The sequence below is a fragment of the Sphingomonas sp. LR59 genome (assembly GCF_036855945.1).
Classification (GTDB): domain Bacteria; phylum Pseudomonadota; class Alphaproteobacteria; order Sphingomonadales; family Sphingomonadaceae; genus Sphingomonas.
This window is the reverse complement of the sequence record NZ_JASPFL010000001.1, coordinates 630,001-650,373: the sequence shown is the minus strand read 5'-3', so window position 1 is coordinate 650,373 and position 20,373 is coordinate 630,001. Positions and strand designations below refer to the sequence as shown.

The window sequence follows — 20,373 nt, the reverse complement described above, 5'->3', positions numbered from 1 at the left end:
CGGAAGTTGACGAGGACCATAATACTGATCATGTCGGTTTTGTCTTAGTTCAATCTGAATATATTCGGATCACTGGCCAGCATCCGATCAGCGATCGCACACTTTAGATCGACGTTTAGCGGTTTGCTCGCGAGACTCGACGAAGAATAATGTGCGCCCATACATCGCGAACCCAACTCGATACCCAAATTGGCGGCTTCGGTTTCAGCAGTTCAAGCTCTGATGCGAGACAATACGCGCGCTGCAACATTGCTCCTTGCTGCAAGCTTCCGCCCGTAGCGGAGCGCGGTCGACGGTGATGACCAACGCAGGGCTTGGGCAATTCCGACGCCGTCCTCGCCGGCCGCAAACAGGTCCTGCGTGAGCCCTACGCGCAGCGAATGGCTCGACAGGGCCCTCGCTGCATCTTCGACCTTGGCGATCGGCATCTCGACCAGCCCCTGATCGAAGGCACTCAATGCCACGCGCCGGTAGATCCCGTTAACGCCCTGACGACTAAGCGAGACCGTCCCGACGGTGTAAACCGTCCGGGCCGGTTCGGCCTTCTTGCCCTTGAGCTTCTCCTGCCAGTGCCGCGTGTGGCCCGGGATCGCCTCGTACGCCATCGGCGGAACCGCGGCGCGCAGCCGACGCCGATCGACCCCAACGCGGCGGAAGACCGGCCCCTCGGTAATCGCACTCGCTACCAGCCAGGCGCCGACCCGGCGCATAGTGTCCGCGGACAGCCAGCCCCAGGCCCCCTGCCCTTCCTGATCGGTCTTGGATAATGGAATGAACAGGAGCGCCGAGCCATCGCTGTGCGGATCGATATGCGCGACGGTGACGGCGACAAGCTCGCTGACGCGCAGCCCCGCATCATAGCCGAGTGAGAGCAGCGCTGCGTCGCGCAAGCCCTGCAGATCGCCGCTACAGGCGCCGAGCAAGGCAGTAAGCGTGAACCCCTTGGTATGGGGATCTAGCGAGGCTCCGAAGCGCAACGGGGCAGCCTGACGCTGAGCAGCGCCACGACGCCGGCGGAGGCCCTTGAGCGCCGCACGGACCATGACGTGGCTGGTGGGCGCATGCCCCTCTCCTGCATCCCTGACAGCCCATGTGCGGTGGCAAGACTGGCAACCCGCCGGGCGACCGTCGCGGGCTTGGCGCCGCGCGTCTCGAGCATGGCGATGTAGCGGACCAGGTTTTCGGGCTCTGCGGGCAGCGGGGCGACACGGATGTCCTCACACCAACGCAGATAGCAGGCAAGGTCCGACGCCAGCGCCGCTTTGCTCGCCGCTGCCATAGCGCCGAGCTGCGCCGCGAAACCGATCTCGCTGACGGGGCCGGCATCAGCCGGCAGCGCAAGACCCAGCAGCCGGGTTACGCGGACATCGATCGGCTCGACGATGCCACGACGCGCTCGGACCGGAAGCCCCTCCCCGTCGGTGCGATGGACAACGATCTCGCTCATGCGGCACCTGCCCGCTGATCCGATTTACCGTGCATTCCGCCTGTGTAGCACATCGCTGTAGTTACCATAATGTCCGATTATGGTAAGTGCTTCGGCGCTCTTTGAAAACCAAGCAAACAGAGTAGATGTCGTCTGCATTGAGCATCGAAGTCACTACGAAATCCAAGTCTGAGGCGGGGCGTTAGTAATGCCGCCCCGCCCGCATTTCGGTACCTATTGACCGGCTCGTGCTTTGCAACAGGCTCGAACCACATCGGCAGCGGCTCGCTCAAGCCCAGCCGCACGATCGATCCACCGGTCGAACGGTGCGATGAGCGACACCCAGATCCCATCGGGGCCGACGGTGAGGAACAGGTCCTGGTGCTGCGGCACGAGATGGAGCTGCCCGTCCATGTCGCGGAAGAGACTGAGGTCGGGGACAAGGATCGGCCCGGTGGTAGACCTGAGGGCGACATCGACCCGCACCGGGTCGAGCGTTTCGGGGTAGAAGCCGTGACGCACGAGGAGTGTGTCACGATACTCAGCCGAGCGCAGCAGCGCCTCATCGAAAACGCGGACGCTGACCGGGGTGGCGGCCAGCACGACGTTGTGATCCAGGCTCTCGAGGGCGCCGGCGGGCAAGCCGGTGTTGCCGCCGAGCGGGTAGTAGGTTTCGCCGCCGAGCGCGGCGAGGAAATAGTCGAGCAATGCGTTCGACGTGGACGGCAGTGGTTCGTGGAGCATGCGGTGCATGACGGTAGGCCTTCTTTTTGGCGTGATCCCCGAACCGACTGGTTCGGATCAGGCCCGTTCGCTTTTCATTGCGCTTCCCGGGCTTCGCCTGCCTGTCCTGCCGATCCCTTCCCCTTTCTGCGGTCGCGGCAGCGTGCAGCGATCCCTACCGTTCCTTCCGGTCAGATCGCCGAGAAGGGCGTAGCCCCAGCCGTCTAGCAGACGGGCGCTGTCCGCCACGGTGAGCGGGCCAGCTTCGCCACCGACGCCAGGACAATAGGAATGCATCATGGTCACCAAAGCATGGCCATCGGCGCCAAGCGGCTGCCGCTGCCACCACTGACCGAGCGCAGCAGAACTGAGCAGCAGCATGGCGGCGACGCGGAACACCATGGGCGGATTGCGCGAGATCATCGTCTTTTCTCCATCGAGCTTGTTACCCCATCGAGATCATCCAGCGTCGCCACCGGGAATCAGGATGCCGGTGGTGCCGATTGGCGGAGGCGCTCGGCACCCTCACCTTCACGCCTCCGGCTTGCGACGCCAAGCCTCACAGAAGTCGAGCCATCGCTCGGCCCAGGCGCCATGCTCGCTTTCAGCGAGGTCCGGATGCAGCTGAGCCCATCCGCACGCATCATGGATACGGCTGAACACGACGATGTGAGCGTGCGGTGCTTCCACAGCGAGTTGGTCACCGGGCGCGTGCAGCACGGCAAGGCTGGTGAGTTGCCTCGCCCGTGCCAGATGCAGCATCGCCCAGGTGGTCACCTTGTCGAACTGATCGTGCAGCGGTTCACCGCGAACGAATGGCAGCGTCAGGACAGCAGCGAGCAGCCGCTGGTGCTCGGGCACCGCCGCGTCATAATCAGCAAACAGCCGTTCGAGCGACACCGGGTCTGCGACACCCGGCGCGAGCAGCAGCCGGTGATCGCGCGCGGTCGTCGGCATACCGCAGCGGGTTTGCGGGCTGGTCGGTCCGGGCTCGATCGGATTCATCTTGGCGAAGGCAAGCCGCGACAGACTTCGCTCCTGCCCCTTGGAGCGGGGACGCAACAGTGCGTAACCAAGCCCCGTCACGCCGGGCTGGCGCACATCGAACATCATGTCCGACGCTTCGCTGGGGCTAGCCCACACCTTGAGCTGGCTCATATCAGCGCCCCGCCATCAAGGCCGCAAGCGCGTCGGCGCCGAGCGCGAATCCATCTTCGCGCTCCTCGTCGCTGCTCCACGGTGGCACCTCACAACCGCGCAGCCCTACGCTGAAGAGGGCAAAGACGGTGTCGTCCGGATGATTGGGGACAAAATGCGCCGGTGCCGCTGCTCCGAGCCACAGCCGGGTAGGCGCCGACCAGAACAGGCGATGTCCATGCAGACCGACCGTAAAGCGGGCACGCCTTGCATCGGCGCCATCTGCTCGCGCCACCAGCGCGTCGCACCCGAACGCCGCCATCACCTCGCCCACGGCGGCGGCATCGCTGCCGTCCGACAGGGTTGAGGGCACAAGTAGCAGCCGCGCAGTGCGCGCGTGGAGGTAGTTGCGAATCTTCAACATCGGCACGTCGACGTCCGGTTCGAAGCGCAATGCCGCCAGGCGCGCAACCATGAGCGCTGCCGCGATGGCGGCAGCCTCGTTCGAATGATGGTTCATTGTGTTCGTCTCTCAACGGAGCAGGCGCGCGGGCTGTTCGCGTCACCTGTCAGGGATCATTTCACCTTCCGGTCCAGCCGAAAGGCTCCCCCACCCTCTCTTCACTCGTCTCTAAGTTAACGTCATGCCGCTGCGGTGCAGCCGGCTCATCGGTGCGTGCAGATCATCTTGGCTTGTAAACTGGCTCGCCTAGATTTGGCCTGTTCGCCAGCATGCGAGCTGAGGCGCTGAAACCTTGTCAGTAAGTAGCCGAAGGCCCAATTCGAATCAGTTTTGGCCGGGACGCGGGCGTGCGTGTCCAGGCTTTCTTCGTGGCCTAAGAGCCCGACCGAAAATTGAGTTGAGCGATTTCAGTAGCTTGTGATTCACCGAGGGTTGCGAAGACCACGAGGATCACATGAGCTGGACTGAAACCGCTCGACGCGAGCATGACAGAAGCAGGCTGCGCTATGCAAGCGACTGCACCGATGAGGAATGGGCTGTCGTCCGGCCGTCATTGAGGCGAACCTCCAGGGTGGGACGCCCCCACAAGCACAGGGCGCGGACCCTGTTGATGCGATCCAGTATATCGCATCAACAGGGTGCCAATGGGCACAACTGCCCAAGGACTTTCCGCCTTTCACGACGGTACAGTACCATTTCTACCGGATGCGCGACAGCGGCCTGCTCGATGTCGTCAACACGGTGCTGGTGGCATGGGTGCGGGTCGCGGAGGGCCGCGAGGCCGAACCGACCGCGGGCATCATCGACAGCCAGTCCGTTAAGACCGCCCAAGCAGGCGGGCCGCGCGGCTACGACGCCGGCAAGAAGATCAAGGGTCGTAAACGCCATATCGTGACCGACACGCTCGGCAATATGCTCGAAGGTGTGGTGCACGGCGCCGATGTGCAGGACCGCGACGGGGCGCCCGGCCTGATCGAGCGATCCTGCGACGCGTATCCCGCGCTCATCAGACTGTATGCCGATGGCGGTTATGCCGGGCAGAAACTCAAAGCAGCCGTTACGCACATTGATCGGCTGACGATCGAAATCATTAGGCGCTCCGACCTTGTGGGCTTCGTCGTCCTGCCCCGGCGCTGGGTGGTCGAACGTACCCTGGCGTGGCTCAACCGATGCCGGCGTCTCGCCAAGGACTGGGAGACCTCCATCGCCTCGTCCGAGGCCTGGATGGTAGTCTCATCCATCAGGCGAATGACGCGCCGTATCGCTAAACTCGAATTATGAGTCGGGCTCTAAGACGCGCGCGCCTTCAATGCAGGTTTCCAATCTTCGGCTCAATTAGCCATCTCATCGACGATTGATTACCCTGCTGGGCGACGCTTTTAGTTCAGGGTTGCCAACCAGGAACGAGCGCCATGAGCCGAAGCGCCTCGATGTGACCGATTGCCTTACAGGCGACCAGAGGTTCCAAATCGGCTGCCGCGAGATGACGCAGTTCAGGCTGAGCGAAGGGTGGCGTCTTTAAAGTCGCCAAACATTCGATGATTTCGATGATGGTCCAGCTACGGACATCCACCTCAATCACGCGTCGCTGCTCAAAGGTCCAGATCGTTTCGCTGTCTGTCAGCACACTTCCGTTCAGACCGGACGATCGCAGCCACAAGCCGCGCACGGTCGTCCAGTGAGGCGGTAGGACAAGCCGACGGCCGCCTCTCACAATGTCACCTGAGCGATCTGGCGGCGCGCGCATGCACAGTCCATCTCCGCTAGCGCCGCTAGATATGCGACCTCCGTGATGGTCATGCTCCACTCGACCTGCTCGCCGCCGCAGGCCGTTTGTGCGATCGTTCGATCGGCCAGTGACGAGATAAATCCATCGAGCCGGGCGACGATACCGCGCAAACCTGCCCAATACTCGTGCGCTGCCCGCACGTTGTTGAGACCGTCCATATGTCCTCCGCGTCGCGGGGGCCCAGGCGAACTGCCTTTTGCTCCTTCCCATCACGACCCGACGCTCCTCAGGCTTCAACTTCGTATCAGGGATCTTCTGGGTAGTAGGACAATCACGACAGAGACATTGGCTGGACTTGATATTTCTAATCAGGCATTGACGGTGTCAGCGCCCGCGATCGCGAGGTCTACCAATACCAGAACTCGGCATTTCTGCCTCGACCTGATCTGCGATGAGTATTCGGTTCCATTGAAGATTGGACTTAAATTTATCGTTTGATGACGATGGCCGCGCAACGGCGTTGAGCATTTGCCATCCACCGGGAATGTCCCGTAACGCGCAAAAGCTTTCCCAGACCGCTGCAGAACTGAAGCCGATATTGATGCGATCGTCGCTTCGCACGATCGCACCAAGACCTGCCCCAAGGTAATGCAATGGCATCGCGGCCGCTTCATCGAGAAGATCGCGCTGCGGGCTTGGCAACGCCCGATACTGCGGTGACTCTCGGTGGGCGGCTAGCTGATTGGAGAGCCAAGGTTCAGGAAAAAGTGCCTCTTTAACGGCCAAGTGAGCGCGCCCGACAGGTTTGCTATTTGGAGCCGTCGCTTGCCCACGCGTCGACGTCGTCGGCGTTGCTCGGCCGTCTACAGGACGACCTGCGATGTCAAGCAATGCACCGTTCTGAACTTTTACTGGCATCGGAGGGGCCGCTCGATCAACCGTCCGAGTTTTAGCGATATCGCGGGCACGCTCTGTGGATGACTTTACACGAATTTCGCATTTCGCCAGCGTTGTCGGCATCTGGCTGTTGTCTGCATTCGAGCGAATCCCGTCCTCGCTTCCAGTCTCTTCGGTCTCTTCAGTCTCCGACTGCTTCTTCCCGCAGGGCGGCGTCTCCTGATCTGCGACGGAAGCGGGATCCATCGCGATGACCGGCGAAATTGGACGACGTTTCGGACGCCGTGAAATGCGATCGTCTGTTAGCTCCGCCGCTGGCTCATTGGGATCAACGGCGCTCGCTTGCTTAGCCGAACCATTCGGAGAAGCTTCATCTGATGAACGGGTCAGCGGATTGTCCGACGAGAGACCGTTAATTTGCGCGTGTGGGTCTGGCTCATTCTGGAGCGCGGCTTTAGTCGCAACGTTGTCGGGACCGATTAGTCCAACCGCATCGCCCGAGATCGGCTTCATGCAAGCGGCAGAAGCCGACATCGGCTTGTCAGCGGTATTCGGCAGTTTTGGCGAATCAGTAAAATCGATGTTTCCGGATTCTTGGAAGGGACGATCATGGATCCTCGCCTCGTTTTCGGCTTGATCATTCTCGCTTATTTCTACCTCTGAGAGCTGGCTTAGGGCTATATCCTTCCCCCTCGTATCTGGAGCTTCCATGGCATGGGCCTGGACGTCCGCCCTAGAAATCGATCCCGGTCCACCATCGTCTTCGCCGCTCAAGCGTGGGTAGAAGTTTGCTGCGCCCAGTGCGGCCCTGACATCCTCGTCAAGATTCCATCTGGCGGTAATCGGGGCCGTAGTTTCCACAGACTTGGTCTCTGCAGATGTCGGTTGTTTTGCGAACAGCCCGGCGTCGTTTGGCCGAAACGTCCGGGTCGCGACTGGGACAACAGCAGCGCTGACTCCGTCTGAACCGGCACGTAGCGGCGAGAGTGCCGACACCAGTTTTACCGTCGAGTGATCCGTTACGGGTTTCATCATCTCGCCGCGTTCTTGCGTCGCATGCGGCTCGCCAATCAGGATTTTCTCGTTCGGCGCATTCCTGTTGACGAAGGCAACGTCAGCGTCGAAGCGGCCTCGCAGAAACAGCGGATGCGCCCCATAACGCCGGTTAAGTGTTGCTATCGCATCGTTGGCTGTTTTCGGGTGCCGTGTCCGGGCTTCAAGTTGGTCAACACCGTCTTTCGCGACGTAGCGGAGCAGGCGCTCAACGCCGTCGGTCTGCGCCAAGATTGCCGCTTCAAGAGCACGGTCTGCACGAAACGCAAAGGCGGGGTTTACGAGCAACTCAAGGTCGAGCGACTTGAGCCCCTTAAACTGCGTGCGCCCGTCCTCACGCCACAGGTGAACAAACGTCGTAGCGTCATCAGCCTGTTGTGGATGCCGGTGGATATATCGGATGAGTTTGTCGAAGTGCCGATGCGGTGACAGGCGAGTGATATGTCGCGCGGCCAACACCGAGCCGGCAACCCAGGCCTGCTCTAACGCAATCCGGTCGCACAGCTTTTGAGCCCGCGCTTCCAGGCGCTCCATTTCCAAGGTATGGTGTTTCGCTGTGGCTTGATACGGTGCGATGGCCTGCTCAATTTCGTCTATGTGGGCGAGCGCCAGCTGGTGCCTGGCCGCGATCCTGCTCCGCTCTCGAACATCCGCCGATTTCGCCAGCCCGGCATCGATATCCGCAATAAGGCGAGCGCAGTTCTCGGCCAGCCGAACTGCCGCTGACAAAGCCATTTCAAGCTGTAGAGCCACCTCATCAAGTGCATCACGGCCTTCTTCGATATGTTGAAATATGCCAGTGAGCTCGTCTCGCAGCTTTGCCATCGGCACGTCGCCAACACGCGGCTTGACCGCTCGAAAGGCCTTAAGCATGTCGACGTGACGATCACGGCGCTCGCGCGAATGATTGGCCAGCTCGAGCTTGCGTGCAGACCAGTATGTTTGCGCATTGTCGCGATCTTTCGGCACATCGATGCCCGCCTTCACCAACGCCGAAGCCGCCTTGCCGAGCGACATCATCGGCGCCGCTGCTATGCCCATCTGTTCGTAGGTGCGCGGATCGTACAACCGTCCTGAACGTGCCCGCGTGAGATGGAAGTTACATATGTCGGCAAAACGTTTGCGCAGGGCAACAACGTCTGCGCTGGCACTGGTTTGATGAAACGTGCTTTGCCGACGTTCCTTCGTCCAGCCCGCCAGTTCGCCAGGACGGAGCTTGCGGCCCGAAGCAAGATCAAACCGACCGTCCGCGCCGCGCCTGCATATCGCTGGATAGAATATGAAATGAGGATGATAATTGGCGCGGTGGTTGTAGCCATTGGGTCTGTGAAGTGCTGCTGTGAAGGGGAGGCCAAGGGTGTCAAGCTCTGCACCAAACTGTGTGACGATGTCCCTATGCGCGGCGGCATCAAGCTCGGCTGGCAGTGATGCTACGAACTGTTTTTGCACTTGCCCAAAACGTGGTCGAACGAAGTGCAGCCCTCGTGTCTTCAGGTCCGCGCCGTAGGTTGTGCCAAGCTGTCCTGCCCAGTCGAGATCTTCTTGTCGAAGCTCGAGTTCCAGCAGTCGGCTACCGTCGCGGACGTAGCAGCGACCTTGATCAATTTGCTCCCCTCTCCTGAGCGCCGCAACAATGTTGATCAGGGCTGCCGGGGCGTTCGGGTCGGCGCTCAGCGTCTCCCAATCGCTTTCGCTCATCGTGGTCAGGTTCAATCGCAGGCGCGGCGCGCCAGCCTTGCGTTCGACCCTCCAAGCTTCTTCCCAGAACGCGATGCGTTCTACACCAACGTCCGAGATGTTCGAGTGAATGAAGACGACGCGAGAGTCCGGGTCGTTGACTGAATCATCGGCTTGATCACCATCGACGACATAGCGCTCGGAACCAGCTGCCCTCGACAATTCACGGGCCCAGTTGTCGGTAAGATACCGTTCTTGCCCTACCGCAGCATTAACTGAATTACGGCCTGCTGCGGTCGCGCTGTCGCTTCTGGAGATCGTCGAAAGGCGCGTGTGAAAACTGGTTGCGCCATTCGCCGCGGTCGGCCGTTCGCCGGCAGCCGGTCGTTGAAGATTGATGGTACCGACCCAACGAGACTTCCGGCTTGTCACGTCTTGGATTCCACGCTGCCGTCCAGGCCTGACTGTCCCGACAAGCCCTTCCCGCTCCTGCCAATCGATACGTCGACGCAACGCTTCGGTCATGTGAGTTATGTCGGCGGGAACGGGCATCTCGGTGTCCAGGATGATGGTGCGACAACCAGCATGCCCGAATGGCGATACGCAGTAATGGGTAACTAACAATCGCCCAAGATATGCTGCCCCTGCCCCGCCTTCCGGAGGCACAGCCAGAGGACCCCTGCGCGCTCGGCGTGCAGGCCGACCCTGCCCCCGACTTCCGCACGCGGAAATCCGATTATAGCGCAGCGCGCGCAAATAACGGCTTGAGCCGTTGTTTGCAGCTTTGCACAAAAACCTGAACTTCCCACTGTTTTCTCCCCCTCGCGTACACGTGCACGCGAACACGCATGTGCGGGTGAGCACGTCATGGGTGAAGGCGCGCACATCCGCGCCTGTGTGAAATGAAGATTTAGGTACCCTGTCCGGGGTTCGGTCAGCCGCCTTAAGACACGGCCAATGACGCACTGTCGCATCATCAGGAGCCAAAGACAATGACCGATAAAACCGATCCCGCCATTACGAATGTGCTCGCTGCTCTCGCCGTCGAACTAGGCATCACGGCCAATCGGCAACCGTGGAGTATGGACCGGATCGCCGCTCTGATCGATATGCCTGCGCGACGTGATCTCGTCACCGAATTGCTGTTCGGCATCCTGCCTGCAACGATCGATGCCGGCCAATGGATTGCCTGGATACAGGGCGACCAGCCGCCAGTCCCGGCCAGTCTGAAGAACCCGGAGAACAGCGCCCGGCCATCCGCACGTGGCGCAGTGCAAGCAGCGACGACCAAGCATCAGTCGGCAATGGATAAAGTCGCCCGTCTGGAAGCGCAGCTGGTGCAGGCGAAGCAGGAACAGGTAGTTGCCGAAGCAGACCGTCAACGTAGTGCAGACCAGCTCCGCGCTGTGGTCGTCTACCGAATCATGGTCGAGATTGGCCGTCAGGCATCCGGTATCGCGCTGGGTCCTCTCTATGCCCTCGCGCGCGCGGTCTCACCCTATCTGCAGCAGGATCTGGCGTTCGAAAACGCCCTCGACGATCAGGGGCGTATCCTCCTGAACGAGCGTCGCCAAACCCGCGAACAAGACAGTCGCGAGATGCTCGACCGGCTCGACCGCTACGCAGGCGAGCAGGCGCTCGAACTGAAGCTCCATCGCGCCATGCTGAAGGTGATTCGGGCCTTTCATGACGAGAGGGAGGCCGAGAACGCGGCAGCGCGTGAAGCTGGTCAGAGGTTGCCCACCGTCAGGAAGCGACAGGCGGTACGCCGCACCTCCGAGGCGCAACAGCGCGACGTCCACCCGGCCGCACCGCGGGCAGACGTCATCGATGTTTTCGATGCCTTCGCGAGCCTGCGGTCTGACGCTTCCAATGACAACGACGAGCCCGCGTGAGTTCATTCGTGGGAAGCAAATGCGAGTGGCTGCTCGGCTCACGTTGTCGAGCAGCCGGGATTTTTCGTCGAACATACGGACATGAATGAGGAGCAAAGACGATGGGCAAGATCAACGACGTTAAGACCACAGCCTCCAGGGTTTCGACACATCCGGTAAGCGGCCTTCGGAAGGCCGCCTCGTCCTCCCCGAAGTTGACGTTCGAACCAAAGCCGTCAGCCATGACGAAACGAGCGGCAAGCAACGACAATAGCGCGTCAGACAGGAAGTACGATCAGTACTATACGCTACCAGATGTCGCCGCCTTTTTCTACGACTGTTTCAAAGAATATTTCGATCCTTCCGAATACAGAATGGTCGAGCCTAGCGCCGGGACGGGATCGTTTTACAAGATATTGCCCAGCGGCAGTATCGCCTTTGATATCGAACCTAAATACCCTGGCATCATTAACGCCAACTTTCTCGACGTTATAATCAAAACTGACCGACCAATTGCAATCATCGGCAATCCGCCTTTTGGCAAGAACTCCAGCACAGCAGTCCGATTCTTTAACCATGCTGCTCGCCAGTCCAGCGTAATTGCGTTCATTCTACCAAGGACGTTCCGGAAGGCATCGATCGTGAACCGGCTTGATCGTTCCTTCCATCTGGTGCGCGAATGGGATGTGCCTGCCGACGCATTCCTGTTCCGGTCCAAGCCGTACGATGTGCCAGCGGTATTCCAGATCTGGCGTCGCAAGCCGGAACTCCGCAAATTGCGCCCAGTCCAGACGCGACACCCCGACTTCAAATTCACGACGAAGGAATGTGCCGATTTCGCAATTCAGCGCGTAGGTGGACAGGCCGGTCGAGTGCATCAGGACTTTTCTAAGAGCCCGTCTGCGCATTATTTCATACAGGGGAACGTCAAGCACGTGATGGAACAACTTGACTTCGCTAGAGTCACTGGCGACGTTGCAGGTAATCCCAGCCTCGCGAAGTCCGAGATCGTCGCACTGTATCGTGACTGGCGAAAGAAAAATCCGAAACTTAACGTTAGCTAGCATACCATTACCAAACAACTTTATCAGCTGAAGCTACGCCTCCTCTCGAGCACTGGATACAACCGGCATTCCACCGGGAAAGACTTCAGTGGCCGCCAGATCGCGACAGTCGGGAAATCAACCTATTTATTCGGTCGTGTGTCGGAACAGCGTATCCTTATTTCGAACATACATCGATGACGTAAAGTGGCTCGCCAGAACAGAATAACCGGCTTGGGATAGAGAGCGATTGTTCTATCTTTTGACACCCAATGCCTTGCCTACGCTTAAGCGATTACGCTGTCACCGGTCGTACCCTTCGAAAAAGAATTTCGCGCTTCACCATAACATGCGATCACGTTCGACCCTGCGGTGGCACTTTTTTTACCCGTCTTGCGTTTGGATGCAGTCCGCCAAGTGCTTTTGGCGCAACTAAGATTTATCGCCTGTAGACATGAGGCGTCTCACGTATTAATGATCCAGCGCTTCGTTTTGAGATGCGCGAACGAAGCACTAGGTTCATGGTCGCCACCTGGAGCGGCTGCATGCAGGTCGCCGGGGCGCGCTATCAACCCCGCCTTTCCGTCTCCCGCCGCTGCGAGTGCGGGTCAGCAAACGCCCTTCGGGGTTGATCGATACGGTTCCAGGGACCGCATGCGCTGACCTGAGTATTCTCTATGAACACATACTTGAACACGGTGCCGTTCGTCGGTCGTCATCGCCCCGCGAGCCTCGTAAACCACGCCCTCTTCTCCAGCGGCACTCCTTTGAGCCGTATCGAGGATCTGGCGGCTGCCTATATCTCCTCGGTCCTGAACGATCAGCGACAAGAGCCGGTGGCGCCTTCCGCCCTTCGCGCCGACGTCACCTGGAGGAAATACACACTGAAGGTTGCTGTCGAGGGCCGGCAGCGAGACCTTCGCCATCTTTCCGGCGAGCTGCTTCTCAAGCCGCTGGTATTTCCCCGCCACTATCGCCTGCCCGGCAGCATCGGCGTATGGGTAACGCGCATGCTGACGGGCGGAACGACGATCGCCGACGTCGACCAACTACAGAAGGATCTCGGGTTCGACATCGTGCGGCACACGGTAAACCTGCAGGCACTTCGCGCCTCGTCTGCCATCGGCTGGCGGCTTCTCCTTCGAGGTGATCTTGCCGGCCTCTACCTGCTGGCACCTGACTCACCCGACCAGCGAACGCTTCTCCGCGCAGTCGTACGCGACCACGCACTGCTCCTCGGTGTCGTCCGCGCCCGACTCCTCGCCGAGTATCTACGACGCCTTGCGACCGAGCCGATGGGTCCGCGCTTCGTCGATGACGATCCAGCTTGGGCGAGGCAAGGCACCCTTCTTATTGATCGGCTCGTCAAACCCTCTAGACGCCTAGACCAGTTTCTCGGCATGGCAGGGGGCGGCTCGGGTAGAAAAACGCTGGATCGCGCGATCGCCAGCGGCCGGCTCGCCTATGATCATCGGCTCCTTTCGATGGCACGCCGCATCTACCAGCGCATCGGTCCCGCCGCGTTCGTCGCCACAGCGAATCTGCGCATAGCTGCAAGCATCCAGACCGAGATCGCGCCGCTGACCGCTATCACCCCGAAGATGCTTCGCACCGATGGGATGGGTAAGGAGAGCTTCGCGCAGGCACAGCTCGGACTGTCGGTTCCCGAGGCCGTTACCGTCCTGGCCATGAACCTTATCGCCCTGCCCGGCCGACTGGATGCGGCACTCCGCGCCATCGACGAAGGACAGCAGGTGTCGATGGCGGCGCCGGCACCGCCTGCCTTGCCTGGCACCGCCAACCGCGTGCGCCGGACTGCCACCGCGCTGAAGGCGATCAGCCTTTGCGACCGGCATATCGGCGATACGAGCACCGACCCCGACAACAAGGCGGGCAGAAAACTGCATCAGCGGGTCATTAAGCTCTTGGCAGACTCGAAGCCGCCGCACGGTGCGGCCCTGCTTCAGATCTCGCCCGCGGAGTGGCTGCGGCGATGATCGCCGCAGCAGTTTTAGGTACCCTGTCCGCTCATCGTCCGAGCCTTCATCCCATCATGGATGAGACCCGCTGCCACTCCTGCTCCCGCCAACCCATCGCACGCTGCCAATCCAGCCTTCGCCATCGGCATGACAAAGCTCGTCCGACTGATGGCGAGGCAGGCGGCAGCCGAACATTATGCACGCTGCGCATCCGCCTCGCAGGCAACCAATGATCCCGACACACCCGCTGCTTAATGTACTCCTGACACAAGGTGCTCCTCCGCCATGCTGATGCGCCCTGCCCCCCGCATCGTCCTCTACGGGCGCCACTCGACCGCGATGCAAACGGCTACGTCGAGTATTGATCAGACAGAATCGTGCATGAAACTTGTCGCCTATGTTGGCGGCGCGGTGATGGCGACCTATCACGACCCCGAGCAGTCCGGCTATCGCCGTGATCGGCCCGGCCTGAGGAAACTGCTGGCGGACATCGAGTCGGGAACAGTCGACTTGATCGTCTGCGAAGCGCTCGACAGGCTTGCGCGAGACGCGGAGGATGTGGCGTGGCTCGGCAAGAAGTTGGCATACCACCGGGTGCAGTTGCACACGGTGAGCGAGGGGCATGTCGACGAGATCAAGTTCGCCGTCGCCGGGCTGCTGGGCGCGATCTTCCTCAAGCACCTCATTGACAAGACCTTGCGCGGCATGGAGGCAGCGGTGCTTGCGGGACGGTGTGCCGGCGGTCGCTCCTATGGCTACAAGCGGGTCATCCGCCTCGACGACCGCGGCGAGCGCGTTCGCGGCCTGCTGGAGGTCGACAAGGCACAGGCCGCAATCGTCGAGCGGATCTTTACCGAGTTCGCGGCCGGAGCGTCTTCCATCCAGATTGCGACCAGGCTGAATGCCGACGGCGTGCCCGGTCCGCGCGGCGGGCAATGGAATGCCTCGACGGTCCGCGGCGACCCGAAAAAGGCGACCGGCATTCTCAACAACCCGCTTTATGTTGGCCGGCTGGTATGGGGACGCCGGCAATGGCGTCGCAACCCGGACAGCGAGAAGCGCGAGCGACGCTATCGCCTACGCGAACATTCAGAATGGATCGAGGTCGCCGTACCTGATCTGCGCATCGTCGATGACGCACAGTGGAGCGCGGTTCAGACCCAGATCGAGCAGCGTTCGCGTCCCAGCAACGATGTTCCGATCGCCCGTCAGAACCGCAGGAAGCACTTGCTGTCGGGACTCATCCGCTGCAGCTGCTGTGGGTCGGGCTACACTATTTCGGGCAAGGACTATTATCGCTGCGCCGGCCAGAAGGAGCGCGGCACCTGCTCGAACACGGTCTCGGTCCGAAAGGGCCCTCTCGAAACGGCGACCCTCTCGATTTTGCAACACCAGTTGCTGACCGAGGATCATGCGCGGTTGTTCGCGGACGAGTTCCAGCGGGAGCTGGCGCGGCTGACGAGCACGTCGGCGAGGCAGGATCAATCGATCATCGACCGCCTCGCCGTAGTCACCCGCGAGATCGACACGCTGGCCGCCAACATGCTGGCCGCGGTGGCGAGCCCCGCCCTGCTGAAGCTCCTTGGCGACCGCGAGGCCGAGAAAGCGCGCCTTGAAGGACAGTTGAATACGCCAATGGCGGTCGCGCCCTCCGCGACGATTCTGTCGCGTCCGTCAGTGCAGCAACTATTTGAGGAAAAGGTCAGCCGCTTGCGCGAGGCGCTCGACGCTGAAACGGTCCGCGGCGAGGCGGCAGAGATCTTGTCGACGCTCATCGAAAGCGTGACGATCTACCCGAACGGCACGGATGGCCCGGAGGCGGAGGTCGTCGCGAAGGTCGCAGACCTTGTCGCCTTTGCCACAAACGACAACGCCGCCCGTGAGGGCGGCATGTCGAGTTCTATGGTGGTGGTTGCGGGGACAGGATTTGAACCTGTGACCTTCAGGTTATGAGCCTGACGAGCTACCGGGCTGCTCCACCCCGCGACATTCGCTTTCGCGAAGGGGGTATGAGACATGGTGAATGGGTTTCAAGCGTTCTGTGTTACGTATTGCCGCACGGGCTTCAATGCCTGGCGACGACCTACTCTTCCATCGCTTGAGCGATAGTACCATTGGCGCAGTCGGGTTTCACGGCCGAGTTCGGAATGGGATCGGGTGGGACACCGACGCTATAGCCACCAGGCAATGGAGCCGGTGCGACGATACGTTGGGGAATGCTATGGGTACCCTGGCCCCGGCTTTCGCCGGGACAGGGTTTTAAAATCGATACCGTGCAAGGTTTGTAGTGGTATTTGACCAATCCCTCGACGGCGAGGGGATTGGCAATCTGGCGTCGTCTTAATCATCCGCACGCATCGTTTGTCGCTACTGGTGACCCAGTGTTGTCATTGATGGTGTGAGACTCTCAAGCGCGAATAGAGCAATTAGTATCGGTTAGCTCCATGCGTTACCGCACTTCTACATCCGATCTATCAACGTCGTGGTCTCCGACGGCTCTATGAAATCTTATCTCGAGGGAGGCTTCCCGCTTAGATGCTTTCAGCGGTTATCCCGTCCATACATAGCTACCCAGCTGCGCTCCTGGCGGAACGACTGGTACACCAGAGGTATGTTCAACCCGGTCCTCTCGTACTAGGGTCAACTCCTCTCAAATTTCGACGCCCACGGCAGATAGGGACCAAACTGTCTCGCGACGTTCTGAACCCAGCTCACGTACCACTTTAATTGGCGAACAGCCAAACCCTTGGGACCTGCTCCAGCCCCAGGATGTGATGAGCCGACATCGAGGTGCCAAACAACCCCGTCGATATGAGCTCTTGGGGGTTATCAGCCTGTTATCCCCGGCGTACCTTTTATCCGTTGAGCGATGGCCCTTCCACGAGGGACCACCGGATCACTATGACCGACTTTCGTCTCTGCTCGACTTGTCAGTCTCGCAGTCAGGCGGGCTTATGCCATTGCACTCTAACAGACGGTTTCCGACCGTCCTGAGCCCACCATTGCGCGCCTCCGTTACTCTTTAGGAGGCGACCGCCCCAGTCAAACTACCCGCCACAGAGGGTCCCTGTTCCGGCTTACGGAACGAGGTTAGACATCAGAAACAAACAGGGTGGTATTTCACCTATGGCTCCACATCAGCTGGCGCCGATGCTTCAAAGCCTCCCACCTATGCTACACAGTTTCTTCCTAATGCCACTCTGAAGCTGCAGTAAAGGTGCACGGGGTCTTTCCGTCTAACCGCGGGTACTCCGCATCTTCACGGAGAATTCAATTTCGCTGAGCATGTCCTGGAGACAGTGGGGAAGTCGTTACGCCATTCGTGCAGGTCGGAACTTACCCGACAAGGAATTTCGCTACCTTAGGACCGTTATAGTTACGGCCGCCGTTTACCTGGGCTTCATTTCAGAGCTTGCACCCCTCCACTTAACCTTCAGGCACCGGGCAGGCGTCAGGCCCTATACGTCGTCTTGAAGCCGACTTAGCAGAGCCCTGTGTTTTTGCTAAACAGTCGCTACCCCCTGGCCTGTGCCCCCTCAAAGTGCTTGCGCATAGTGAGGGCCTCCTTCTTCCGAAGGTACGGAGGCAATTTGCCGAGTTCCTTCAGGACACTTCTCTCAAGCGCCTTGGTATACTCTACCTGACCACCTGTGTCGGTTTCGGGTACGGTCTATACGGTGGGGCTATTTCCTGGAACCATTTCGAAGCCATCCCAATCCGATAAGGGATGACAACACACATGATCCGTCACACACCACCAGGCCCACGAATATTAACGTGGTTCCCATCGACTACCCCCTTCGGGCTCGTCTTAGGGGCCGGCTCACCCTGCGCGGATTAGCCTTGCGCAGGAACCCTTGGTCTTTCGGCGAGAGGGCATCTCACCCTCTTTATCGCTACTCATGTCTGCATTCGCACTTCCGATACCTCCACGACCCATTACCAGATCGCTTCACAGGCTTACGGAACGCTCCGCTACCGCGTACCACATCAGTGGTACACCCTAAGCTTCGGCACGTATCTTGAGCCCCGTTACATCTTCGCCGCAGGACCTCTTGTTTAGACCAGTGAGCTGTTACGCTTTCTTTAAAGGATGGCTGCTTCTAAGCCAACCTCCTGGTTGTTTTGGAAGTCCCACATGCTTTCCCACTTAGATACGATTTGGGGGCCTTAGCTGTAGGTCAGGGCTGTTTCCCTTTTGACGACGGACCTTAGCACCCGCCGTCTGTCTCCCGCATATCACTCTTAGGTATTCGGAGTTTGGTTAGGTTTGGTAGATCTCGCGACCCCCTAGCCCATCCAGTGCTCTACCCCCTAAGGTGTTCGTGCGAGGCACTACCTCAATAGTTTTCGCGGAGAACCAGCTATTTCCCGGCTTGATTGGCCTTTCACCCCTAAACACAACTCATCCGGTAACTTTTCAACGTTAATCGGTTCGGACCTCCAGTGCATGTTACTGCACCTTCATCCTGGTCATGCCTAGATCGCCGGGTTTCGGGTCTAATACATCAAACTCTGGCGCCCTATTCAGACTCGCTTTCGCTGCGCCTACACCTATCGGCTTAAGCTTGCTTGATACATTAAGTCACAGACCCATTATGCAAGAGGTACGCTGTCAGGCCATAAAAGCCCTCCAACTGCTTGTAGGCAATCCGTTTCAGGTACTGTTTCACTCCCCTCATCGGGGTGCTTTTCACCTTTCCCTCACGGTACTAGTTCGCTATCGGTCACATACGAGTATTTAGGCTTGGAGGGTGGTCCCCCCATGTTCAGACAGAATTTCACGTGTTCCGCCCTACTCGAGTCCTGAATTCTCACTTTCGTATACGGGGCTGTCACCCGCTATGGCGTCTCTTTCCAGAAGACTTCTACTAGTTGAAATTCAGGCACTGGCCTGGTCCGCGTTCGCTCGCCACTACTAACGGAATCTCGGTTGATGTCTTTTCCTCCAGCTACTGAGATGTTTCAGTTCGCCGGGTTCGCTTCACGAAGCCTATGTATTCAGCTAAGTGATACCTAACCTAATTAACCCAACACCCTGCGTTACCGCACGGCTTGGATTAATCGGGATAGGTGGGTTTCCCCATTCGGAAATCGTCGGGTCAAAGCTTGCTCACAGCTCACCGACGCTTATCGCAGCGTGCCACGTCCTTCATCGCCTGTATGTGCCAAGGCATCCACGAATTGCCCTTACCTCACGCTTGAGAGTCCACACCACCAACGACATCACTGGGTGCGTTCCGAAGAACGTCACCAACTCGGCAGAGCAGTGCGCGTTGGCCTTTGTCAGGTGCGGATGATTATAATCTCAGCCAGATTATTAGTATGATGATGTCGATATCTGGAGCCTCGAACCGCTCGTTCAGATCGCGCTGCACAGAGTGCCTCACGAACCGCCGAAGCAATCCTCGTCTCCAAAATCGAGCACCTCACGGCATCGATTTTAAAAAACCCATTCACAATGTCAAATACGGGTCGTCTCGACCCAATCACCGTGCTCTCGCACGGCGAACCGTTTCTCTTCATCTCTAGGTTGTGCTGATGGTGCGTTGCCCGCGAGCCCGTCAGTCGCAGCGAAGCTGCGCCTTGTGGGCGCGCTTTGCGGCGCTGGCCGTTCTTGGCGACGTGCGCGGCAGCTTTGCTGCCTCGTCTCGTCTCCTGCGAAATGGTGGAGCCTATCGGGATCGAACCGATGACCTGATGCTTGCAAAGCAACCGCTCTCCCAGCTGAGCTAAGGCCCCAAACGCACTTGTGTGTGGTGGGCCTAGGTGGATTCGAACCACCGACCTCACCCTTATCAGGGGTGCGCTCTAACCAACTGAGCTACAGGCCCACACCCGCTGCGCCCGTCAGACGCAGCAGAACTGCGCCCAAGAGGCGCGCTTCGCGCGCTGGCCGAGCTTGCCCACGTGCCAAATAGCAAAGCTATTCGTCTCGTAGACTAACCTAGTGATGAAGGGACATGAGGACGGCGGCTAATGTTCTTTGGAATGGAAGAAGCTCTTCCGACAGGGTGGCACCATAAGATGCGGGCCTATCAGCGCTTTCTGCCGATATCCTTAGAAAGGAGGTGATCCAGCCGCAGGTTCCCCTACGGCTACCTTGTTACGACTTCACCCCAGTCGCTAAACCCACCGTGGTCGCCTGCCTCTCTTACGAGTTAGCGCAACGCCTTCGGGTGAATCCAACTCCCATGGTGTGACGGGCGGTGTGTACAAGGCCTGGGAACGTATTCACCGCGGCATGCTGATCCGCGATTACTAGCGATTCCGCCTTCATGCTCTCGAGTTGCAGAGAACAATCCGAACTGAGACGGCTTTTGGAGATTAGCTCACACTCGCGTGCTTGCTGCCCACTGTCACCGCCATTGT

At 59.5% G+C, this 20,373-nt stretch carries 12 protein-coding genes, 3 tRNA genes, 3 rRNA genes and 1 pseudogene (1 of these 19 only partly in view); 5 read left to right on the top strand and 14 right to left on the bottom strand.

The features are described from left to right. Positions 1-212: 212 nt before the first annotated feature. The 5 genes and pseudogenes from QP164_RS03050 to QP164_RS03030 all read right to left on the bottom strand — a co-directional run bounded on the left by QP164_RS03050 (position 213) and on the right by QP164_RS03030 (position 3,806). Positions 213-1,447 (bottom strand): annotated as a pseudogene (locus QP164_RS03050) (integrase). Between the two features lie 213 nt (positions 1,448-1,660). Further along, on the bottom strand, positions 1,661-2,179 hold the full coding sequence (locus QP164_RS03045) for a hypothetical protein (RefSeq protein ID WP_333922086.1): 519 nt from the start codon (positions 2,177-2,179) through the stop codon (positions 1,661-1,663). Positions 2,180-2,227: 48 nt separating this feature from the next. Beyond that, the gene (locus tag QP164_RS03040; protein WP_333922085.1) at positions 2,228-2,572 is read right to left on the bottom strand and encodes a hypothetical protein; all 345 of its coding nucleotides are present in this window, start codon (positions 2,570-2,572) and stop codon (positions 2,228-2,230) included. A 108-nt stretch (positions 2,573-2,680) separates the two neighbouring features. Next, complete coding sequence (locus QP164_RS03035) at positions 2,681-3,307, bottom strand: hypothetical protein (protein WP_333922084.1); 627 nt, start codon at positions 3,305-3,307, stop codon at positions 2,681-2,683. Between the two features lies 1 nt (position 3,308). Beyond that, the gene (locus QP164_RS03030; protein ID WP_333922083.1) at positions 3,309-3,806 is read right to left on the bottom strand and encodes a hypothetical protein; all 498 of its coding nucleotides are present in this window, start codon (positions 3,804-3,806) and stop codon (positions 3,309-3,311) included. A gap of 397 nt (positions 3,807-4,203) precedes the next feature. On the opposite strand from QP164_RS03030, the gene QP164_RS03025 reads away from it, so the two are divergent. Beyond that, positions 4,204-5,030 (top strand): IS5 family transposase gene (locus QP164_RS03025; protein ID WP_443027412.1). Its coding sequence is split into 2 segments (ribosomal slippage): positions 4,204-4,354 and positions 4,354-5,030, totalling 828 coding nucleotides; the frame shifts between segments, so codons are not numbered across the junction. A gap of 103 nt (positions 5,031-5,133) precedes the next feature. Here the strand turns inward: QP164_RS03025 and QP164_RS03020 are convergent. The 3 genes from QP164_RS03020 to QP164_RS03010 form a co-directional block, all read right to left on the bottom strand. After that, complete coding sequence (locus QP164_RS03020) at positions 5,134-5,376, bottom strand: hypothetical protein (RefSeq protein WP_056025607.1); 243 nt, start codon at positions 5,374-5,376, stop codon at positions 5,134-5,136. A gap of 83 nt (positions 5,377-5,459) precedes the next feature. Then, positions 5,460-5,696, bottom strand: coding sequence for a hypothetical protein (locus tag QP164_RS03015; protein WP_333922081.1), 237 nt, complete (start codon positions 5,694-5,696; stop codon positions 5,460-5,462). 166 nt (positions 5,697-5,862) lie between these two features. After that, positions 5,863-9,630, bottom strand: coding sequence for a MobA/MobL family protein (locus QP164_RS03010; protein ID WP_333922080.1), 3,768 nt, complete (start codon positions 9,628-9,630; stop codon positions 5,863-5,865). 467 nt (positions 9,631-10,097) lie between these two features. Between QP164_RS03010 and QP164_RS03005 the strand changes: the two genes are divergently transcribed. From QP164_RS03005 to QP164_RS19710, 4 genes are all read left to right on the top strand, one after another. Next, positions 10,098-11,000, top strand: a complete 903-nt coding sequence (locus tag QP164_RS03005) for a hypothetical protein (protein ID WP_333922079.1) — start codon at positions 10,098-10,100, stop codon at positions 10,998-11,000. 101 nt (positions 11,001-11,101) lie between these two features. Beyond that, the gene (locus QP164_RS03000; protein ID WP_333922078.1) at positions 11,102-12,043 is read left to right on the top strand and encodes an SAM-dependent methyltransferase; all 942 of its coding nucleotides are present in this window, start codon (positions 11,102-11,104) and stop codon (positions 12,041-12,043) included. Positions 12,044-12,711: 668 nt separating this feature from the next. Then, positions 12,712-14,019, top strand: coding sequence for a hypothetical protein (locus QP164_RS02995; RefSeq protein WP_333922077.1), 1,308 nt, complete (start codon positions 12,712-12,714; stop codon positions 14,017-14,019). A gap of 267 nt (positions 14,020-14,286) precedes the next feature. After that, positions 14,287-15,954 (top strand): recombinase family protein, encoded by a 1,668-nt coding sequence (locus tag QP164_RS19710; protein WP_443027468.1) that lies wholly within the window; start codon positions 14,287-14,289, stop codon positions 15,952-15,954. Here the strand turns inward: QP164_RS19710 and QP164_RS02990 are convergent. From QP164_RS02990 to QP164_RS02965, 6 genes are all read right to left on the bottom strand, one after another. Beyond that, a tRNA-Met gene (locus tag QP164_RS02990) sits at positions 15,911-15,987 on the bottom strand. The two genes, QP164_RS19710 and QP164_RS02990, sit on opposite strands and share 44 nt — an antisense overlap. 84 nt (positions 15,988-16,071) lie before the next feature. Further along, positions 16,072-16,186: ribosomal RNA gene (rrf, locus tag QP164_RS02985) — 5S ribosomal RNA — on the bottom strand. 221 nt (positions 16,187-16,407) lie between these two features. Beyond that, positions 16,408-19,205, bottom strand: a 23S ribosomal RNA gene (locus QP164_RS02980). Between the two features lie 462 nt (positions 19,206-19,667). Continuing rightward, positions 19,668-19,743 (bottom strand) — tRNA-Ala (locus QP164_RS02975). 15 nt (positions 19,744-19,758) lie between these two features. Then, positions 19,759-19,835, bottom strand: a tRNA-Ile gene (locus QP164_RS02970). A 230-nt stretch (positions 19,836-20,065) separates the two neighbouring features. Next, positions 20,066-20,373: ribosomal RNA gene (locus QP164_RS02965) — 16S ribosomal RNA — on the bottom strand; it runs 1,179 nt beyond the window's last position. Together the 16S, 23S and 5S rRNA genes with 3 tRNA genes alongside form the textbook arrangement of a ribosomal RNA operon.

Bases quoted from the DNA above. Each gene is read 5' to 3' on its own strand.
- QP164_RS03045 (WP_333922086.1), bottom strand. From the start codon at position 2,179: ATGCACCGCATGCTCCACGAACCACTGCCGTCCACGTCGAACGCATTG.
- QP164_RS03040 (WP_333922085.1), bottom strand. From the start codon at position 2,572: ATGATCTCGCGCAATCCGCCCATGGTGTTCCGCGTCGCCGCCATGCTG.
- QP164_RS03035 (WP_333922084.1), bottom strand. From the start codon at position 3,307: ATGAGCCAGCTCAAGGTGTGGGCTAGCCCCAGCGAAGCGTCGGACATG.
- QP164_RS03030 (WP_333922083.1), bottom strand. From the start codon at position 3,806: ATGAACCATCATTCGAACGAGGCTGCCGCCATCGCGGCAGCGCTCATG.
- QP164_RS03015 (WP_333922081.1), bottom strand. From the start codon at position 5,696: ATGGACGGTCTCAACAACGTGCGGGCAGCGCACGAGTATTGGGCAGGT.
- QP164_RS03010 (WP_333922080.1), bottom strand. From the start codon at position 9,630: ATGACCGAAGCGTTGCGTCGACGTATCGATTGGCAGGAGCGGGAAGGG.
- QP164_RS03005 (WP_333922079.1), top strand. From the start codon at position 10,098: ATGACCGATAAAACCGATCCCGCCATTACGAATGTGCTCGCTGCTCTC.
- QP164_RS03000 (WP_333922078.1), top strand. From the start codon at position 11,102: ATGGGCAAGATCAACGACGTTAAGACCACAGCCTCCAGGGTTTCGACA.
- QP164_RS19710 (WP_443027468.1), top strand. From the start codon at position 14,287: ATGCTGATGCGCCCTGCCCCCCGCATCGTCCTCTACGGGCGCCACTCG.